The following is a 19,488-nucleotide window of genomic DNA, read 5'->3' as shown; positions in this document are numbered from 1 at the left end:
CACGTCGTCTATGCGAAAACCTTGAGAGAATAGATGAAGAAGACGACATTACCGTTTATAAACAGTGAACGGAATTCCTAGATATTAAACAGGAAGTTGAAATTCCCGTGAAAACTGACCGATATAAAGTGAAGAACATGTATGGAGAGGAGCCTGATTGTGGGAAAAGCAATACGCACGAAGAAGTGGAGTCGTCGATTGAAGGTACTGGCGGCTGCTCTGTTGACAGTAGGGTGCTTGCATGTGCCAGCTTATGCGGCTGGTGATAATGAGCAATTGATTCGAGTAGCTATGTTTGCGAATTTAGGGAGCACATATAAATCAACAACACCTCTAATTACACTTGAATCAGCAGGTTCATGGAGTATTCAGTCTGGTGGTGGTACCAATGTGACTCTTCCATCGGGGCAAACCCGTTTTAGTGCGGATGGATTCCGCGTAAAAGTATTGGAGACTGCTGATTTCACAACAGCCGCAGCGGCAGCAAAATTGCTTCAGGCTACGGCTGATAAACCTTTGCTGTATACGGTGACGTTTAATGGAAAAACACTGCATCAGCTATACACCGGTAATTACGGTACAGCAGCACTTGCAGGACAAGCCGTTGCTCGGGTTCAAAAGACAGCTGCGGCTCAATTAGCGGGACAAAAACCGCTTGTAACCGGAAGCGAACGTCTGTCTTCGGGGAACTACACTTCTCTTCAGGAAGCAGAAGCAGCACAGTCAAGTTTGCTTGCAGCGGGATTTACAGCTTATCCTGTATTGCAACTAGATGGGGGCAATCAAACCTATACCGTATGGGTTGGTGAAGCGACATCTGCGACGGAGTTATCTACGTTGAAGCAACGTGTGGAATCCAGTGTATCTGGCGTTAGCCTCTCTCCTGTAGGTAACAGTCCAGGTTTGATTATTCGTCAGGACGCGGGATTGAGTATGGATGCCTTTAAAACGGCTCCACATTACACGATTGCAGGCAATGACTCCAAGGTAATGATACAAGGAAGTGGCAACGGTATAAAAGTTGTAGAGCGCTCCCAGCGTACATATCGCGGAGATATGGAGATCAGCATCGTTAATGGGGATCTAGCTTTAGTTAACGTCGTGCCACTGGAACAGTACTTGTACTCGGTTGTTGGCGCAGAAGTGTATTCTTCTTGGCCAACGGAAGCACTTAAAGTGCAGGCGGTGGCTGCCCGTTCCTATGCGCTCCAGCAGGGCGAGCGTTTCAAGATCGCCAATGTTGTGGATACCACACTGAGTCAGGCATACAATGGAATGAACTCTGAGAACGACAAAGTAACGAGTGCGGTGGATGCAACGGCTGGAGAAGTGCTCAAAAGCGAAGGCAAAATTGTAGAAGCTGTATTTTCATCTAATGCTGGAGGACAAACTGCTCATCCTTCTGAAGTGTGGAACGGTGGGGCAGGCGTATTTACAAATGTGGACAGTCGTGGCGATCTGTCTGCGCAGGCTGGACTGCATACATGGTATCATGTGCTGATGAGTTCAGGTGTGAGCGGATATATTCGTGAGGACAATGTAAAAGAATTAACAACGAAGACGGATGCTGGACTTTCCAAAGCAACCGTAACGGCTCAAAATACAAATCTTAGACCGATCCCGCTCATTCAATCCAATGTTGAGCCAGTTGCCAAAATCAATCCTGGAACGGAAGTTGTTGTATTGGCAAAAGTGGCTCAATCCAATGATTATGCATGGGTGAGAGGGCCGTTTACTTCGGCACAACTGGTCAAGACATTGCAAGGTAAGACAACTGTAGCCGCTCCAGCTTCCATATCAACGTTGGAAGTAACCAAGCGAGGGCCTTCCGGACGAGCACTGGAAGTTACGGCCAACGGACAACCGTTGACTGTTAAATATGCGGATACGTATCGCTCTGCACTCGGCGGATTACCAAGCACTTTATTTGATATTGCAGGGACCGGAAGTTATACTGTATTAGGCGCTGACGGTCAAAAAGTCAGCAAAACCGGATCACAGGGCGCTTCAATATTGTCTGCCTCAGGCACAGGCACTTCATCCAGCAACGCACTTGTTGTGATGAGTGCAGATGGTCAAGCGAGAGCCGTGACACAAGGCCAGACCTTTATGTTTATTGGTCAAGGGAATGGACATGGACTTGGCTTATCTCAATGGGGCGCCAAGGGTATGGCTGACGAAGGGTATGATTACCAGACGATATTGAAACACTATTATCAGAACGCGGTTATTGTAAAGGAATAAAAGACAATGATTTATATAAGCTCAACTATATTTATTTACACATAAACGGAGAAGACAGAAAAAACCTGAGAAAGCGAAGCGGTCGCCTTTATCACTGGATTTTCCCCTTGGAAAAGGGAGATAAAAAAATCCGGGGATAACAGCGATGGGAAGGTTGTTCTGTCATCGTAGTGTTCCGTGTGAAAATCTTTAGTTTAGCTTATATTAAAGTAAAGAAGAATATCAAAGCCTTAAGGAATGAATAGAACATGAATGTGAACTTATATGATTTTGAGTTACCAGAGGAATTAATCGCACAGACACCGTTGCTGGATCGTACCGCTTCTCGTTTGCTTACGTTGAACAAAGAGACAGGGGAGGTTGCCCATCACCATTTCCCTCATATTATCGATGTACTGCAGCCTGGAGATACACTGATTCTGAATGATACACGTGTATTGCCTGCCCGCCTGTTTGGTACTAAAGCGGACACGGGGGCAAAAGCCGAGGTGCTTTTGCTTAAAAACGTCGAAGGTGATAAGTGGGAGGCACTCGTCAAGCCGGGCAAAAAGCTGAGAGCTGGCTCTGTCATTGTGTTTAGTGATGAATTAAAGGCTGTCATTAATGAAGTAGGTGAGATGGGTGCACGTACGTTAACGTTTGAGTACATTGGTATTTTCCAAGAGATTTTAGATCGCCTTGGTGAAATGCCACTACCACCCTATATCAAGGAAACGCTGGACGATCGAGAGCGTTACCAGACGGTATATGCCAAACATGAGGGCTCTGCAGCTGCACCGACAGCAGGTTTACACTTTACGGATGAGTTGCTGGATCAGATTCGCGCTAAAGGTGTGAACATTGGATTTATTACCCTGCATGTTGGACTTGGCACGTTTAGACCGATGTCTGTTGACATGGTTGAGGATCACGTTATGCATGAGGAGTATTATTCTTTATCACAGGAAACGGCTGAACTGATTAATCAGACGAAAGAGCGTGGTAATAAGGTTTTTGCAGTGGGCACCACCAGTTGCAGAACGCTGGAGACGGTAGGAAGTAAATTTGAAGATGGTGTATTGCAGGAAAGTAGCGGCTGGACGAGCATTTTCATCTATCCTGGCTACTCCTTCAAGGTGATTGACGGAATGCTAACGAATTTTCATTTGCCCAAATCAACACTGGTGATGCTTGTTAGTGCTCTTGCAGGCCGAGAACACATTATGCATGCTTATGAGGAAGCCATCAAGGAGAAATATCGTTTCTTTAGCTTTGGCGATGCAATGTTGATTTATTAATAAACCGATTAACTTTTAGAGGATGATTATAACCAATGGCAGCAATTACGTACGAACATATCAAAACGTGTAAACAATCAGGTGCGCGTCTGGGACGTGTGCATACACCTCATGGTGTTATTGAGACTCCAACGTTCATGCCGGTCGGCACTCAAGCAACGGTAAAAACGATGAGTCCCGAAGAACTGAAGGAAATGGATGCTCAGATTATTCTGAGTAATACGTATCATTTGTTCCTGAGACCGGGTCATGAAATTATCCGCCAAGCTGGCGGTCTGCACAAGTTCATGAACTGGGATCGGCCTATTTTGACAGATAGCGGTGGTTTTCAGGTGTTCTCCCTTAGTGAGATGCGTAAAATTACCGAAGAGGGCGTACATTTCCGCTCCCATCTGAACGGTGACAAAAAGTTCCTTTCCCCGGAAGTGGCTATGGAAATCCAGAATGCTCTGGGATCAGATATTATGATGGCATTTGATGAATGTCCTCCATATCCAGCTGAATACGAATACGTTAAGAAATCACTCGAAAGAACAACTCGCTGGGCGGAGCGTTGTCTTGAAAGTCATGCCCGTCCGCATGATCAAGGATTGTTTGCTATCGTACAGGGTGGCATGCACGAGGATCTCCGTCGTCAAAGCGCGGCTGATTTGACTTCCATGGATTTCCCGGGGTATGCTATTGGTGGACTGAGTGTTGGAGAACCGAAACATTTGATGTATGGCGTATTGGATTACACGGTGCCTTTGCTACCTTCCAATAAACCAAGGTATTTGATGGGGGTAGGTTCACCCGATGCATTGATTGAGGGATCGATTCGTGGAGTGGACATGTTTGACTGCGTGTTGCCAACCCGAATTGCCCGTAACGGAACAACGATGACAAGTCAGGGACGTCTGGTCGTTCGCAATGCCAAGTTTGCAACCGATTTTGGGCCGCTTGACCCGGAATGTGATTGCTACACTTGCCGTAACTATTCCAGAGCGTACTTGCGCCATCTGATCAAAGCAGATGAAACGTTTGGCTTGCGTCTCACAACGATCCATAATCTTCATTTCCTACAAAACTTGATGCGCAATGTGCGTAAAGCCATAATGGAAGATCGTTTGCTTGATTTCCGGGATGAATTTTTCGATCAATATGGTCTGCATGACAATGACAAAGGTTTCTGATTGAGGTTTTTGCGGAACCGATGCAACAAGCAGTAACTGTACGTATAGTCGATAAGGGGGAGTTTTGATGTTTCAGGGAATGCTTGCAACAACACCTAATGCTGGTGGTGGAATTTTTTCGTTGATCGTACCTTTGGTACTGATGGTCGCGATTTTCTACTTCCTGATGATTCGCCCACAGAACAAAAAGCAAAAAGCACGTAATGCGATGTTGGGCCAGTTGAAAAAAGGCGATAAGATTGTAACGATCGGTGGTCTTCACGGTACGATTGCTGAAATTACAGACGACGTGGTGGTATTGCGTGTAAATGACGTTACCAAGCTTACGTTTGACCGTAATGCGATTAGCAGCGCTGTAAGTCGTGAAACGGCTGAATAATGGTATACATGATGAGAATATGCGCGGGCATATTCCCGAACAGAGAATCGGATCTGAAGTAGATCCGGTTCTCTTTTTTGTGTGAGTTGATTATGAGCGTTGTGTGTTGACTCCAAAGATGCCGCCAAGAGCCGATATAAAGAATGCGCTAAGGAGCTGCAAGCTGTCTTTCCAGTTAAATGAAGCGTCCAGTGCCAAGAATCCGATGAGCAACACGAGAAGCCCATAAACGATCCCTGTGAAGCCACCGTAATACCATCCTTTCTCACCCGAACGTTTCCCCGCAATGAAACCACCGATGAGCAATGATAAAACGTGAACAACATAGGTATAAGTGGAAAGATCCTGTTCTCGCATGCCGCTCATCCACAGGAAGAAAGAAAGAATTAATGCTCCGATAAACATCCAGACAAAAGCGTGACAGAGGCCAGACAGAATTGGGTTGGACATCCGAAATGAGAATAAGCGGCGAATCAATTGCATAAAGCAACCCCCTTGTACAAGTTTGAAATTATTACAGTGTATGGTCAAGCCTTCTGACTTATGAACCGATTTCCATTAAATGAACGGATTATTTCTGCATGAGCATGTGAGGTTCAGGTCAAAATAGGGATTGCACTTCAGATCTCTGTACAATGCTGAAATTCGAAGGAGGTTCCTGTTATGAATTTCACTGATTTTGGCCCTCACATATATCGAACCATACTCATGTATTTCCTGGTGTATTGCGCTATTCGTGTGATGGGTAAACGTGAGATCGGCAAGTTATCTATGTTTGATCTGGTCGTGTCCATCATGCTTGCCGAGATGGCTGCTTTTGTGATTGAGGATATCAAAAAACCGCTATCTCATGGTATTGCTCCGATGCTGACCGTCATTGTTATGCAAATCGGGATGGCTTATGTCGGGTTGAAAAGCCGCAAGCTTCGTCTGATGATCGATGGAAAACCTACGGTTTTAATCTCCAAAGGCAAGCTTCATCGTGATGAAATGCGCAAGCAACGTTACAATCTGGATGATCTGTTACTGCAGCTTCGGGAACAAAATATTGACAGCATCGGTGATGTAGATTTTGCGCTCCTGGAAACAACGGGGAAACTAACTGTGTTTCCGAAAGATCAGAGCTCTGATGGCTCTGCTTCCAGTTCCGGTTCCGGTTCTTCCAATTCATCTGCACGGCAAAAAGAAAATGTTAAGCTGAAAGGTTTCCCCAACATCAAATATGAGGGTTTACCCGTGCCCCTGATTATGGATGGGAAAGTACAGGATGAGAATTTGGAAATGATCGAGAAAACACGTTTCTGGTTAAAAAATCAAATTCAACAAAAAGGCATTAACGATTTTAAAGATGTGTTTATATGTTCAATTGATCACAATGGCAAGTTATATATAAGTGCTCGTGAAGACAAAAAATAAAACTATTTTTTTTCAGATCGACGTTTGAACCATGAGCCAATGAGGGGAGCACGTGATAGGTCATGAAAGTCGATCATTTTGGTTAAACCCATGACCATAAAGTAAACAAGCAGACCGGCAAAAGTCGCAAGGATCATTCGAAACCAGAACGGAAATAGCGCAGCTGTGTGTTCGTAGATAAGCAAGGTTGCAGCACCCATGATGAACATGCCAGCTCCGGTTTTGACCCAATCCATCAGCTTGAAACGAAAATTTAATAACCGGCGCACACTGCCCGCGTGTAGCAAAGTTACAACCATCGAATTAATACAGATGGCAATAACGGCACCGAATATACCGTATTCGGGCTGCGAAGCCAGCATCAGAATTAATGAAATTTTGATGACAGCACCGATAAACGTGTTTAATAATGCTTTACCCGGACGGTCGAGCGCCTGCAGCGCAGCCTGTAGTGGAGCTTGAATATAGATAAACAAGGCAAAAGGAGCCATCAGCTTTAGCATGCTTCCAATCGATGCATCATCATAGAGCAGCAGACACATCGGTTCGGCAAGCACATACATAAAAACAGAAAAGGGTGCACCAGTGACTAGAGCTAGCCGCAGAGCCTGGTGCATTCTTTTATGAATGAGTGCACGGTCACCATTGGCTGAAGCTTCTGACAGAGAGGGCACGAGTGATGTTGCGAGAGAAGAAGTCAGTGCTCCCGGAAGTAGCAACAGTGGGATTACCATTCCTTGTAATGCACCATATTGAGCTGTAGCTAGCCCTTTAGCAATACCGGCAATGGCGAGGCTCTGGGCTGTCACGATCGTTTCAGCGAGATAGGATAAAGAACCGACAAGACGACCTGCTGTAACAGGGACAGATATAGCCAGTAAACGGCGGATCAATCCTCTCTGGGAAGGGGCAGACGCTGTAGAAAACTCATCCTTCTCTACCACTTTGGAATGGTCATCTTGTAAAGACTCTGATGAAGGAGAAGGAGTCTGCCTTATACGACTACGACGAGAAAGGGGCAATTCTTTTTTAAACTTTGCATAATTCCACAGCAGAACCAGCATACCGGCGAGTTCCCCAACCATAGCACCGAGCATTGCCCCAGCGGCTGCATGTTCAATCCCTTTAGGTAACAAAAGCCATGCAAACCAGATCACAAAAATGATACGGATGATGGTTTCAGTAATGGATGAAATCGCTGTAGGCATCATATTTTGCTTACCTTGGAAATACCCCCTGTACACCGCTGAAACTGCGATTATAGCAATCATGGGGCTCATACTGACAAACGTATGATATACGCGCTCATCTGTGAGGACATATTGGGTGATCCAAGGGGCAAACAGGATGCATAAAAACATAAAAACGACACCGAGAGTAAGCGTGAAGCTAAGGCTGATCTGCAAAATACGTTGTGGCGAATAACGGTTAGCACCCGTCTCGGCTTCGGCGACAAGCTTGGCCACAGCTAAAGGAATACCTCCGGTAATCAGTGTCACCAGCACGATGAAAAAGGGATAGCTCAGTTGATAGATACCTACACCCTCTGCACCGATTACTCGTGGCAGTGCGATTCGTGGAATGAAGCCGAGAATCCGGTTGATAATGCCTGCCGCGAGCAGGATCATGGCCCCCTGAATAAATGTCTGTTTCTTCAAAACTACCCCTCTTTCCCGGTTGAAGGTACAGGTTATCCTCATTGAAGGTACTGGTTATCTCATTAATGGGACAAAGCCGTTGTACTTCATCCTATGCCGGTCTTTCATCATCTCATGACAACTTGGACACGATTAACAAAAAGAACCATAAACGAGAAGAAGGAATATGAAAGGGTGAGGTCGAATGATGTAGTATTGGTGCCGCATAAAGGCTCGGATGTAAGAAGGGAGGCTCCCCGTTGGAAGAAATGAATGATGTGGAGTTGGAACAGTCAATAGAGATACTCTGCCGAAGTAAGGCGGAGGAATTAAGGCTTGTCGGTTACGAATATGTCACCAGCCAAGATGTCTGGAATTGTGTCAGTCATAAATACGAAAAACAGGGTATTCCACCGCTTCACCAACTGGTGAACGACATATTGTCACTGAAAGCAACAAGCTTTATGAACTTTATGACGGTGTCTGCATACCGGGGGTCCACTTTCTAGTTGAAAGGGATCTTTTTTGTTGAAAATTGACTGCTTTTTACGGCATCGCTATAATAGGAATATTGAGAACGAAAGGGGATCTAGGAACGGCATGAAAAGAATTATCAGTTTCATTCTGGTCGTGCTTGTCACCACAGGGGTTATGGTGGGTACAAGCCCGGAGCTGCTCAAAAATATACGCTTGGGCCTTGATTTAAAAGGAGGCTACGAGATCTTATATGAAGCAGAGCCGCTCGAAGCAGGGCAACAACTCAGCAAAGCTTCCTTGGTGCAAACAGCCAAAAGCCTCGAAAGCCGTGCCAATGCGCTCGGAACAAGTGAGCCGGAAGTAACTACAGAAGGAACCAACCGGATTCGGTTGAAACTGGCAGGGGTTACAGATGAGGCTGAGGTTAGAGCCAAAATGAAAGAACCCGCTGTTCTGACATTCCGGAGTAAAGCACCGGATGACAAAGAAGGCGAGTACTCCAAAATTGAGCTTCGCGGTAATGAGTTTGTCGAAAATGCAGCGAAGGTGGTCTTCACTCAATTAAATGAGCCGATGATCGACATTAAAGTAAAAGACAAAGCCAAGTTTTCTGAAATCACAAAACGTCTGATCAATAAACCTCTTGCGATCTACTTGGATGATCAATTGCTGTCAGCACCCGAAGTTAGACAACAATTGACTGACGGATCCGCTCAAATCTCAGGTTCCTATACACGTGAAGAAGCGAATCAGCTTCGTGATACTATTAACCTGGGTGCACTGCCGCTGAAACTTACGGAGAAATACTCCCAAAGCGTAGGCGCAACGCTCGGTAAGTTGTCTCTGGATCAGACGATCAAAGCCGGTTTGATTGGCTCTGTCATCATCCTGATCTTCATGATTGGACTGTATCGCATCCCAGGTATCATCGCGAGCTTTGCACTGATCACCCATACATGGTTAGTCCTTGCCATTTTCTATCTTGGAGAATTCGTGCTTACCCTACCGGGGATTGCAGCCTTTATTCTGGGTATAGGTATGGCGGTTGATGCAAACATCATTACGTACGAACGGATTAAGGAAGAGATGCGTAGCGGCAAATCCATTTTGTCATCCGTTAAAGCCGGCGGTAAACATTCCTTCCGTACGATTATTGACTCCAATATCACAACCATTATTGCGGCAGCTGTAATGTTCTTCTTGGGTACTGGTGCAGTTAAAGGTTTTGCACTCGTACTGATTTTCGATATTGTGACCAGTATCATCACGAATATTTTCTTCTCCCGCTTCCTGTTAGTCCTGCTTGTACGGGGTAACGTAGTCAAGAAGCCTAAGTATTTCGGAGTGAAGGAGAGTGAAATTCGTGCGCTTTAATTGGAATTATGATTACGTAAAAGGCAGTAAATTTGCCTATATCTTTTCGATCATTTTGACGGTGGCGGGGATCGTAAGTATTCTCGGACTGGGGCTTAATTACGCAGTTGATTTCAAATCAGGTTCCAACGTAGATATTACGGTATCCAAAGCGATTACTACAGAGCAGATTAATCCAATCATCAAGAACATGGGTGTTAATGAAGGTGATGTACACATCACGCCTGGCGCAGATCGGGTCAATGTTCGTTTTTCCAATGTACTGGATGAAAATATGGAGAGCAAATTCAAGCAGGAATTTAGCAAGCTGGACTCCACAGCTTCTTATGAGGTCAACACCGTTGATCCGGAGATGGCGAAGGAACTGGAGCGCAACGCGATCTATGCCGTTCTCATTGCGAGTATCGGGATTATGATCTATGTGGCTATCCGTTTTGAATGGCGCTTTGGTCTTGCAGCTGTTATTGCACTCTTCCATGATGCATTTGTCGTTATCAGTGTATTCTCCATCTTCCGATTGGAAGTGGATTTGACCTTTATTACAGCAGTGCTGACGATTGTCGGTTTCTCGATCAACGATACCATCGTTATCTTTGACCGGATTCGTGAAAATCTGCGTTTTGCCAAAAAGACAACAAAAGCCGATTTACGTGAGGTTGTGAATCATAGTTTGGCTCAAACGATGACCCGTTCATTGAACACAACGTTTACGGTATTTGCTGCTTCAATCTGTTTGTTCATCTTTGGCGGAGAGTCCATTCGTATGTTCTCTCTTGCAATGGTCATCGGAACATTGTTCGGTGCTTATTCTTCAATCTTCATTGCTGCTCCACTCTGGTTGGTGCTTAAAGGTAAACAAATTAGCAAACCTAAAACAGCGGCAAAAGCTTCTAACTAAACATCGGAATGTAAAGCCGCGTCTGCCAGGCGCGGTTTTGCAACGTTAAGTACAGAATTAAGGGGGAATCGACATGACAAGAGAAGCTGGTCGGTCCGCACAAGCGGCAACATGGAGCGGGATCGTCGGAAACTTGGCACTTGCAGTCATCAAAACAGGAGTAGGATACATGGCGAATAGTAAATCTTTATTGGCCGATGGTTTGTATTCTGCCTCTGAAGCTGCCTCTTCTCTGGTTGCTCTTTTTCCCTCACGATCTGTACAACCCAAAGGCAAGATACAAAAGGAGCGGCTAAGAGAACATGCAAGGGCTGCGAAACCGGGCATGACGGTTCTGCTAGCGGTGCTTATTTTGATGGGAGGCCTACAGCTGGCTATCTCCGCATTAAGCAGCCTATCGAGTGGTGAACTCGAAGCACCTGGAAAGTCTGTTCTTTTGGTAGCTGTTGCTGCGTTAGCTGTGAAAGAAGCTATATTTCAATTTCAGTATCGATATTTCCGTAAACGAAATCAGTCCCAAGCTATGTCGTATGCCTTGCAACACCGACGTGCATTATATTGTTCACTAGCGGTTTTAATAGGTATTATCGGCGCGATGGCAGGGGAAGAAACCGGTTTGAGTCTGCTGTTGTATCTTGATCCAACCGCTGCTCTTATTGCTTCCGGTTTCATTTTGTATAAAGGTTATCGAATGATTGTAGACACGGTCTACGGTTCACTTGTTCAAGAACTTGAGCAGGAGGATGCTACGGACTACAAAGAAACAGTACAACGGGTATACGGTATTATCACGATTGAACATTTGGTTGCACGGGAGCAGGAACATGATGTTACCATTGAGTTAGTTGTTAGTGTGAATCCCAGAATCTCCATATTGGAGGCGCAAGAAATTGCAAACCGAGCCAAGACATTGCTGTTAACACGTTTTAGTCATGTAAAAGAAGTTCAGATCCAGGCTATACCCTATGACCCTGGATATCCTTATAAATCCAATCATGAACTGCCTGATCATGAAGCGACATTAATTCAGTGATGGCGCTGGGATCTCGTAGATCAGGAAAGGAGCGTTAGCGTTGCTATATTCGCAATATCGGTGGAATACACCACATATCAATCTGGAGGCGGCTGCGGCACTATCGCAGGCGCTTTCCGTTTCCCCTCTAGTAGGACGTTTGCTTGTAAGCCGAGGTGTGCACAATGAAGAGGGGGCAGAACGTTTTTTACATCCTGATTTGAATCAGATGCATGATCCTTATCTGCTACTAGGCATGAGTGAGGCCATTCCTCGAATCAAGTTGGCATTGGAGCGAGAAGAACATATTTTAATTTATGGAGATTATGATGCCGATGGAGTATCCAGTACATCGCTCATGATCCATCTGATGCGTCATTTGGGGGCTTCATACGATATCTATATTCCTCATCGCTCGAATGAAGGTTACGGTCTTCATAATCATGCTTTGGACTGGGCTCAACAGCAAGGAGTTACATTAATTATTACTGTCGATACGGGAATCAGCGCTGTAGAACAGATTGCTTATGCTGCGACACTGGGGATCGAAGTGATTGTCACGGATCATCACGAACCCCCTGAGATTTTGCCAGAGGCGTACGCACTGATTAATCCGAAACTACCGGGGTGTCCGTATCCGTTCAAGGGCCTGGCTGGGGCTGGTGTAGCGTTGAAGGTTGCTCAGGCATTGATCGGTGAGGTGCCAGGTGAATGGATGGAGATTGCGGCGATTGGAACGGTAGCTGATTTGATGCCGCTTGAGGGCGAGAATCGGGTGATCGTCAGTTACGGGATTGAATCTATGAGAGGTTCCAAACTTCCTGGAGTTAGTGCCTTACTTGAGATTAGTGGTGTGGATCAAAGCCAGGTGACATCCATTAACATTGCTTTTGCCATGGCTCCACGTATTAATGCTAGCGGCCGATTAGATCATGCGGGAAGAGCGGTATCACTGCTCACGACGGAAGATTTGGATGAAGCTCATACCCTTGCGGGACAGCTGGATCTACTCAATCGAGAGCGGCAACAAGTCGTGGAGGGTATTCTACAGGAAGCGACAGCACAACTGGAGCAGAAAATTGAGCAACGTTCCGGAGCTGTGCCGGATGTTATCGTACTGGCGGGTGAAGGGTGGAATGTCGGTGTAGTCGGCATTGTGGCTTCCAAGTTGCTGGAGCGATACTATCGTCCAACACTAATTCTGGGGATTGATCCCGAGAGTGGCGTCTGCAAAGGATCCGCGCGTTCCATTGAGGGTCTGGATATTTATGAGGCACTTACCGTGAACAAAAACAGTATGGATCATTATGGTGGACATCCTGCGGCTGCAGGAATGACGTTGCATCGTGATCAATTGGAAGAGCTTGAGACGGGTTTAAATGAATATGCCGCGACGGTACTAACAGAAGAAGACTTTGTACCTCAGCGCTTGGCTGATGATGAATGCAGAATTAGTGATGTGCCCCTCAAGGTGATTCAGGAGATTGACCGTTTACAGCCGTTTGGTATGAGTAATCCATCGCCACGTTTTGTATTGAGAAAGGTGACTGTCAAGGAAACCAGAACCATGGGACGGGAAAAGCGCCATTTGAAGCTGGTTCTTGAACAAGACGGTCAGCAGTTGGAAACTGTTGCTTTTGGTAAGGGAGCACTGGCTGAATTTCTCTCCCCCGGTTCTGTCATCGATGTGATGGGGGAACTGTCGATCAATGAATGGAATGGCATGAGAAAGCCACAGATGATGCTTCAGGACATCCACGTTCCTGGGTCACAAGTATTTGATATGCGTGGACATGCTGAGCCGCTGATCGCAATGAAGCACTTCCTGAGTGCGCTTGACGTACATCTGCGATATAAAGCGGGGTCGATTGGGGCCATTGTTCGAAAAGAAACCAATGTTTCTGAGGGAAATTCATTGTATGAACCGTGCCTTTGGGTATATGATAGAAAGGTCGGGTTATTTCCGTGTAATGCTGCCGCAGAGCAGTATGGGCAGGAAGAAGTCCGGACGTTATTTGTGTTTGATACGCCGGAAACTCCGGAACAACTTGATGCAATGCTGGCTTTGTTCAGCGGAGCCGAGAATATCATCCTTCTGCACGGATCAGGCAACCGTCGAGACCGACTTCAGATGCCTTCCAGAGAACTGTTTAAGCGATTTTATATGCTGGTGTTCAAATGGAAAGCGGAACCTGTGGAGGAACAAGAGATAACTCCTGTGCTCAGTCGTCAGTGTGGTTGTTCTACGCGTATGATCACGATGATGCTTGATGTTTTTGAAGAGCTGGCCTTTATTACTCGGAAGGACGGCAAAATCGTGGTTGCGGAAAGCCCGCCAAAACGTGATTTAACTTCAGCACGTCATTATCAGGCGCTGGAAAACATGGCCGAGACAGAACAGGTGATGCTAGATGCAGCTACACCTCAACTGACACAATGGATGGTATCCCGGATGAAGGGCGTATCTTAGATGGAAGTTTGTGTATTTATTTTAGGAGGAGATTATTTTGGATTTTAAAGAGTATATTCGTGTCATTCCTGACTTTCCACAACCGGGAATCAGCTTCAAGGACATTACAACATTGTTGAAAGATGGAGAAATGTACCGCAATGCGATCAATGAACTGAAACAGATGGTATCTGAACTGAAAATTGATGTCATTGCTGGACCTGAAGCACGCGGTTTCGTTGTGGGCGCCCCACTGGCATACGCTCTTGGCGTTGGTTTTGCTCCAATTCGCAAAAGTGGAAAATTGCCTGGAGCGACAATCGAAGCAGGGTATGATCTCGAATATGGCAAGGATACACTTGCAATGCATACAGATGCAATCGAGAAAGGGCAAAATGTCCTGATCGCAGATGATCTGCTCGCAACGGGTGGAACCATTGCAACTTCCATTAATCTGATTGAACAATTGGGCGGTAATGTGGTAGGTGCTGCATTCCTGATTGAATTGACAGATCTGAATGGCCGCGGCAAATTGCCTGAGAATATGAGTGTATTTACGTTGATGAACTACTAAACGTAAATCAAAACTTATGAGTTGCTGTGAGTTATGAAAGTTGACTTCCCAAGTTTCCCGGGAAATAATATACAGCATTAATGATTAGCAAAAAGCCTGCTTCTCCAACGTCTTAAGTTGGGGAGGCAGGCTTTTTGAATTTACTTTTTTTGAAGAAGAAATACGTTCTCTATATTGAGATAAAGCAAACGCGAACTTGCATTTTTTTCGTGTGATGCTTAGTCAGGTGTTTTTTCGATAATTGGTTGTTTCTTACTGTCTTCGTTCAATAAACCAAGTACCTCAAACAATTTGAACAACAGACTGAGAAGCATTCCGGCAATCGTAGCCAGCGCCATGCCTTTCAGATGCACACCATAGAAGGAAACTTCCGTACCGCTAAGTCCGATAACTAATACGAGTGTAGTCAGAAGCAGATTTGTTGGTTTGGCGAAATCCACTTTTTGTTCAACCAAGATGCGTAGACCGGAAGCCGCAATGACTCCGAACAGAAGCAGGGAGACACCACCCATAACCGGTACTGGAATGTTCGCAATAAGTGCTGAGAACGTGCCGGAGAAAGAGAGCAGGATGGCAATGACCGCTGCACCACCGATAACATAGATGGAGTAGACACGAGTCAGAGCCATAACACCGATGTTTTCGCCATATGTTGTATTCGGTGTGGACCCCACGAAACCGGATAGAATTGTAGACACACCATTACCAAGCAAGGAACGATGCAGTCCAGGGTCTTTGGACAAATCTTTGCCCACAATGCTACTGGTGACAAGTAGATGCCCGATATGTTCGACGATAACGACGAGTGCTACCGGTAAAATCGTGAAGATGACGGACCAATCAAATGTAGGTGTAGTTATGGTTGGCAGAGAGAGGAAATCTGCGTTAGCAATTTTATCTGTGTTCACTTCTTTTAAAAAGTACCCGAGGGCATAACCGGATACAATACCGATCAGGATATGAATAATTTTAGGAAAGCCGCGGAAGGTTACAGCACCGATGACGGTGATTCCTAACGTGACCATGGATAAAATAATAGGTTTGGCTTGAGGAACCCAACCGGGGTTGTTCACAGGGTCAGAATTAATGAGACCCGCCATTCCGGCGGCGACAGGTACAAGCTCCAGACCAATCAAGGCAACGATCGCGCCCATTACTGCTGGAGGAAATACAACATTAATCCAGCTTGTGCCGGCATATTTAATGATGAGTGCTACGAGGCAGAACACAACACCTGTTACGATAAAAGCTGCGAGAGCCATGGAGTAACCATTCTCTGGATGGCCTTTCAAAACAGCCATAACCGGTGCAATAAAAGCAAAGCTTGATCCGAGATATGCGGGGATTTTTCCTTTACACATCAGAATGTACAGTAGCGTACCAATTCCGTTCATCAACAGAATCATGCTAGGGTCCACTCCGAACAAGTTAGGTACAAGTACTGTACTGCCAAACATAGCGAACAAATGTTGCAAACTCAATAATGCACCTGGGCCAAAAGGCATCTTCTGATTAACTTGAATTTCGCGTTGCAACGAATCTCATCTCCTTTTCCGATACACAAACTTTCAATAGATTACAGAGTTTCTTTCAAATTAGCAATAACAATTTTCAGGATTGGACTGTAAATCACTTATTTTCTCAAATTTCCCTTCTATTTCAGCAAATATCGGCAATAATGGATAACAACTGAGACTTTTTAAAAATTGGATAAATGCTCTTATTCGTCAGCAGTTGACGGGAAACGGGCAAGGCGTCATAATTATAGGAAATTACTTTTACGGGGAACCTGTGTTGATGTATTGTCACGGGTTCCATTTTGTATAGAAAGGACACGGAACAGATCAGAATGGGCATAGAGCAATTACTCGAGAAGGCCGGGGCGTATATCAAAGAACCCGATCTGGTGCGCATACGAGAAGCTTACGAATTTGCTGATCAGGCTCACCACGGACAGACGCGAAAATCGGGAGAACCGTATATTCTGCATCCGCTTGCGGTTGCCGACATTGTTGTGAATATGCAGATGGACACCATCTCCATTATTGCAGCACTTCTTCATGATGTAGTAGAGGACACTACGGTGTCGCTTGAAGAGATCCGCACTCATTTCGGCAATACGTGTGCCATGCTTGTTGACGGCTTGACGAAGCTGGAACGCATCCAGTTTCGCTCCAAGGAAGAACAGCAGAACGAGAACTACCGCAAAATGTTCATCGCCATGGCGCAGGACATCCGTGTCATCGTGATTAAATTGGCTGACCGTCTGCATAACATGCGGACCCTCAAATTTCAGTCGGAAGAAAGCCAGCGCCGGATCTCGTATGAGACACTGGAGATTTTCTGTCCGATTGCAAACCGTTTGGGGATCTCTGCGATCAAATGGGAAATGGAGGACATCGCCCTCCGTTATTTGAACCCGCAACAATATTACCGTATTGCAAATCTGATGCATAAGAAACGTGCAGAACGTGAGCAGTACATCGACACGGTAATGGACGGCATTACAAGTAAGCTCGAAGAGATGGGCATTCAAGCAGACTTGTCTGGCCGCCCGAAACATATCTATAGTGTGTTCAAAAAAATGACGACCAAGAACAAGCAGTTTAACGAGATTTATGACCTGCTTGCGATTCGTATTATTGTGGATAATATCAAGGATTGTTATGCTACGCTCGGCATTATCCACACACTATGGAAGCCGATGCCTGGACGATTCAAGGATTATATTGCCATGCCAAAAGCCAATATGTATCAGTCCTTGCACACAACCGTGGTGGGGCCTAACGGGGAGCCAACCGAAGTACAGATTCGTACCTGGGATATGCACCGTACAGCCGAGTTTGGTATCGCGGCACACTGGGCTTATAAAGAAGGAACTGCGGCAGGGCCTCAGTTTGAAGATAAAATCACCTTTTTCCGGGAAATTCTTGAACTTCAAAATGAAGCGCAGGATGCTTCCGAATTTGTCGAATCGCTCAAAATGGATTTCTTCTCCGATCTGGTGTTTGTATTTACGCCAAAAGGGGAAGTCATTGAATTGCCAAGTGGCTCCGTACCGCTAGATTTTGCCTACCGCATTCATACCGAGGTGGGAAATCGAACCATTGGTGCCAAAGTAAACGGCCGAATTGTTCCGCTCGACTATCATCTCAAAACGGGCGATATTATCGAAATTTTAACTTCCAAGCATTCTTATGGTCCAAGTCAGGACTGGTTGAAAATTGCGAAATCTTCTCATGCAAGGGCGAAGATCAAACAATGGTTCAAGAAGGAACGTCGTGAAGAGAACGTAGAAAAAGGCCGGGAGAGCTGCGAGCGAGAGCTGAAACGTATGGGACTTGATCCTTCTGCGTGGATGACTGATGACAAGCTAATGGAAGCGGCCAAGAAATTTGCGTTTAATGATATCGATGATATGTTAGCGGCGGTTGGTTTTGGCGGGATTACAGCCGCTCAGATCGTCACAAAAGCAACGGAGAAGCTCCGTAAAGAGCAGGAAGAATCCAATCTGCTGGAACTGAATTCCGAGATGCGTGAACTGAAGCCGGCTCCTGAACGCAGAAACAGACCAACCAACGGTATTCGTGTCAAAGGCATTGATAACCTGCTGGTTCGCTTTGCGAGGTGCTGTAACCCTGTGCCTGGAGATGACATTATCGGTTATGTTACACGCGGCCGCGGCGTTTCTGTTCACCGCAGTGACTGTCCAAATATCCCTACAAGTGCGGATGGAGAAGAGGCAGCACGGGTAATTGAAGTCGAGTGGGAAGAGAATATCGAATCGAGCTACAGTGTCGATATTGAGATTACAGGTCATGATCGCAATGGACTGCTCAACGAGGTGCTTCAGGCTGTTTCCGAAAGTAAAACAAATATATCTGCTGTCACCGGACGGACGGATAAAAATAAATTAGCATTGGTGCACGTCACCATTCTGATTCGTAATACAGATCATTTGCATGCCGTTGTGGAACGAATCAAACGGGTGAAGGATGTTTATTCTGTACACCGAATTATGCAGTAAGGAGTCCGTAAGATGAGAGTGCTGGTACAACGCTGTAAAGAGGCTCAGGTAACCGTGGGAGATGAATTGACAGGCAGAATCGAATCCGGTTTAATGCTGCTTGTAGGCATAACTCATGATGACACGGAGAAAGATGCGATTTACTTGGCAGATAAAATTAGCGGGCTTCGCATTTTCGAGGATGAACAGGAAAAGATGAATCTCAGCTTGCTGGATGTAGGTGGTGCGGTTCTGTCCGTGTCACAGTTTACGCTGTATGGTGATTGTCGTAAAGGCAAACGCCCAAGCTTTGTTGCGGCGGCTCGTCCAGAAGCAGCTGAACGTTTGTATGAAACGTTTAATCAGTTGTTGCGGGATAAAGGGATTCAGGTGGAAACGGGACGTTTCGGAGCGATGATGGATGTTACGTTTACGAACTGGGGACCGGTTACCCTTATGTTAGAAAGTCCTTCGCGAGACTGAGGTTCGCATAAATGCGCAATGAAGGGGTCATAATGAGAGAGAAGTAAACGTTGGTATTACATTGTACTTGTAACTTTGTTGACCAAAGGA

At 45.7% G+C, this 19,488-nt stretch carries 16 protein-coding genes; 13 read left to right on the top strand and 3 right to left on the bottom strand.

Translation table 11 applies throughout. From position 1 onward, the window contains the following. Window positions 1–159 precede the first annotated feature (159 nt). The 4 genes from MKY23_RS21990 (at window position 160) to yajC (ending at window position 5,072) form a co-directional block, all read left to right on the top strand. Window positions 160–2,244: a SpoIID/LytB domain-containing protein gene (locus MKY23_RS21990; RefSeq protein WP_339832224.1), complete on the top strand. Its 2,085-nt coding sequence runs from the start codon at window positions 160–162 to the stop codon at window positions 2,242–2,244. 248 nt (window positions 2,245–2,492) lie between these two features. Beyond that, the gene (gene queA / locus MKY23_RS21985; RefSeq protein ID WP_154887479.1) at window positions 2,493–3,521 is read left to right on the top strand and encodes a tRNA preQ1(34) S-adenosylmethionine ribosyltransferase-isomerase QueA; all 1,029 of its coding nucleotides are present in this window, start codon (window positions 2,493–2,495) and stop codon (window positions 3,519–3,521) included. A gap of 35 nt (window positions 3,522–3,556) precedes the next feature. Continuing rightward, a complete protein-coding gene (gene tgt / locus MKY23_RS21980) occupies window positions 3,557–4,693 on the top strand; it encodes a tRNA guanosine(34) transglycosylase Tgt (RefSeq protein WP_154983402.1) in 1,137 nt (378 codons plus the stop codon). 67 nt (window positions 4,694–4,760) lie between these two features. Beyond that, window positions 4,761–5,072: a preprotein translocase subunit YajC gene (yajC, locus tag MKY23_RS21975; protein ID WP_090915603.1), complete on the top strand. Its 312-nt coding sequence runs from the start codon at window positions 4,761–4,763 to the stop codon at window positions 5,070–5,072. 90 nt (window positions 5,073–5,162) lie between these two features. On the opposite strand, the gene MKY23_RS21970 is transcribed toward yajC, so the two are convergent. Beyond that, window positions 5,163–5,555: a TIGR04086 family membrane protein gene (locus MKY23_RS21970; RefSeq protein ID WP_154887481.1), complete on the bottom strand. Its 393-nt coding sequence runs from the start codon at window positions 5,553–5,555 to the stop codon at window positions 5,163–5,165. A gap of 180 nt (window positions 5,556–5,735) precedes the next feature. Here MKY23_RS21970 and MKY23_RS21965 point away from each other — a divergent pair, with 180 nt between their 5' ends. After that, the gene (locus tag MKY23_RS21965; protein ID WP_154983401.1) at window positions 5,736–6,488 is read left to right on the top strand and encodes a DUF421 domain-containing protein; all 753 of its coding nucleotides are present in this window, start codon (window positions 5,736–5,738) and stop codon (window positions 6,486–6,488) included. A 2-nt stretch (window positions 6,489–6,490) separates the two neighbouring features. On the opposite strand, the gene MKY23_RS21960 is transcribed toward MKY23_RS21965, so the two are convergent. Continuing rightward, window positions 6,491–8,146 carry a polysaccharide biosynthesis protein gene (locus tag MKY23_RS21960; RefSeq protein WP_154983400.1) on the bottom strand — a complete coding sequence of 552 codons (1,656 nt, stop codon included), beginning with the start codon at window positions 8,144–8,146 and terminating at the stop codon, window positions 6,491–6,493. 248 nt (window positions 8,147–8,394) lie between these two features. On the opposite strand from MKY23_RS21960, the gene MKY23_RS21955 reads away from it, so the two are divergent. From MKY23_RS21955 to MKY23_RS21930, 6 genes are all read left to right on the top strand, one after another. Continuing rightward, complete coding sequence (locus MKY23_RS21955) at window positions 8,395–8,634, top strand: post-transcriptional regulator (protein ID WP_090915725.1); 240 nt, start codon at window positions 8,395–8,397, stop codon at window positions 8,632–8,634. 91 nt (window positions 8,635–8,725) lie between these two features. After that, window positions 8,726–9,976 (top strand): protein translocase subunit SecD, encoded by a 1,251-nt coding sequence (secD, locus tag MKY23_RS21950; protein WP_090915595.1) that lies wholly within the window; start codon window positions 8,726–8,728, stop codon window positions 9,974–9,976. Beyond that, window positions 9,966–10,874 (top strand): protein translocase subunit SecF, encoded by a 909-nt coding sequence (secF, locus tag MKY23_RS21945; RefSeq protein WP_090915593.1) that lies wholly within the window; start codon window positions 9,966–9,968, stop codon window positions 10,872–10,874. Before secD ends, secF begins: the two co-directional genes overlap by 11 nt. Before the next feature lie 73 nt (window positions 10,875–10,947). Then, window positions 10,948–11,907 (top strand): cation diffusion facilitator family transporter, encoded by a 960-nt coding sequence (locus MKY23_RS21940; protein WP_154983399.1) that lies wholly within the window; start codon window positions 10,948–10,950, stop codon window positions 11,905–11,907. Between the two features lie 40 nt (window positions 11,908–11,947). After that, window positions 11,948–14,356 (top strand): single-stranded-DNA-specific exonuclease RecJ, encoded by a 2,409-nt coding sequence (gene recJ, locus MKY23_RS21935; RefSeq protein WP_339832216.1) that lies wholly within the window; start codon window positions 11,948–11,950, stop codon window positions 14,354–14,356. A 37-nt stretch (window positions 14,357–14,393) separates the two neighbouring features. Continuing rightward, entirely contained in the window at window positions 14,394–14,909 is a 516-nt protein-coding gene (locus MKY23_RS21930) for an adenine phosphoribosyltransferase (RefSeq protein WP_090915586.1), read from the top strand. A 218-nt stretch (window positions 14,910–15,127) separates the two neighbouring features. Here MKY23_RS21930 and uraA read toward each other — a convergent pair whose 3' ends face one another. Next, complete coding sequence (gene uraA / locus MKY23_RS21925; protein WP_154983397.1) at window positions 15,128–16,444, bottom strand: uracil permease; 1,317 nt, start codon at window positions 16,442–16,444, stop codon at window positions 15,128–15,130. 314 nt (window positions 16,445–16,758) lie between these two features. Here uraA and MKY23_RS21920 point away from each other — a divergent pair, with 314 nt between their 5' ends. Together MKY23_RS21920 and dtd are read left to right on the top strand one after the other, a co-directional pair. Next, complete coding sequence (locus MKY23_RS21920) at window positions 16,759–18,936, top strand: bifunctional (p)ppGpp synthetase/guanosine-3',5'-bis(diphosphate) 3'-pyrophosphohydrolase (protein ID WP_090915582.1); 2,178 nt, start codon at window positions 16,759–16,761, stop codon at window positions 18,934–18,936. 12 nt (window positions 18,937–18,948) lie between these two features. Continuing rightward, window positions 18,949–19,398, top strand: coding sequence for a D-aminoacyl-tRNA deacylase (gene dtd, locus MKY23_RS21915; RefSeq protein ID WP_154958002.1), 450 nt, complete (start codon window positions 18,949–18,951; stop codon window positions 19,396–19,398). Window positions 19,399–19,488: the final 90 nt, after the last annotated feature.

Origin of the sequence: Paenibacillus sp. FSL R7-0272, assembly GCF_037969905.1 — a bacterium.
Lineage (GTDB): Bacteria > Bacillota > Bacilli > Paenibacillales > Paenibacillaceae > Paenibacillus > Paenibacillus polysaccharolyticus.
Note: the sequence above shows the minus strand (reverse complement) of the source record. Positions and strands in the feature narration are given on the sequence as shown.

Bases quoted from the DNA above. Each gene is read 5' to 3' on its own strand.
- queA (WP_154887479.1), top strand. From the start codon at position 2,493: ATGAATGTGAACTTATATGATTTTGAGTTACCAGAGGAATTAATCGCA.
- tgt (WP_154983402.1), top strand. From the start codon at position 3,557: ATGGCAGCAATTACGTACGAACATATCAAAACGTGTAAACAATCAGGT.
- yajC (WP_090915603.1), top strand. From the start codon at position 4,761: ATGTTTCAGGGAATGCTTGCAACAACACCTAATGCTGGTGGTGGAATT.
- MKY23_RS21970 (WP_154887481.1), bottom strand. From the start codon at position 5,555: ATGCAATTGATTCGCCGCTTATTCTCATTTCGGATGTCCAACCCAATT.
- MKY23_RS21965 (WP_154983401.1), top strand. From the start codon at position 5,736: ATGAATTTCACTGATTTTGGCCCTCACATATATCGAACCATACTCATG.
- MKY23_RS21955 (WP_090915725.1), top strand. From the start codon at position 8,395: ATGAATGATGTGGAGTTGGAACAGTCAATAGAGATACTCTGCCGAAGT.
- secD (WP_090915595.1), top strand. From the start codon at position 8,726: ATGAAAAGAATTATCAGTTTCATTCTGGTCGTGCTTGTCACCACAGGG.
- MKY23_RS21940 (WP_154983399.1), top strand. From the start codon at position 10,948: ATGACAAGAGAAGCTGGTCGGTCCGCACAAGCGGCAACATGGAGCGGG.
- MKY23_RS21920 (WP_090915582.1), top strand. From the start codon at position 16,759: ATGGGCATAGAGCAATTACTCGAGAAGGCCGGGGCGTATATCAAAGAA.
- dtd (WP_154958002.1), top strand. From the start codon at position 18,949: ATGAGAGTGCTGGTACAACGCTGTAAAGAGGCTCAGGTAACCGTGGGA.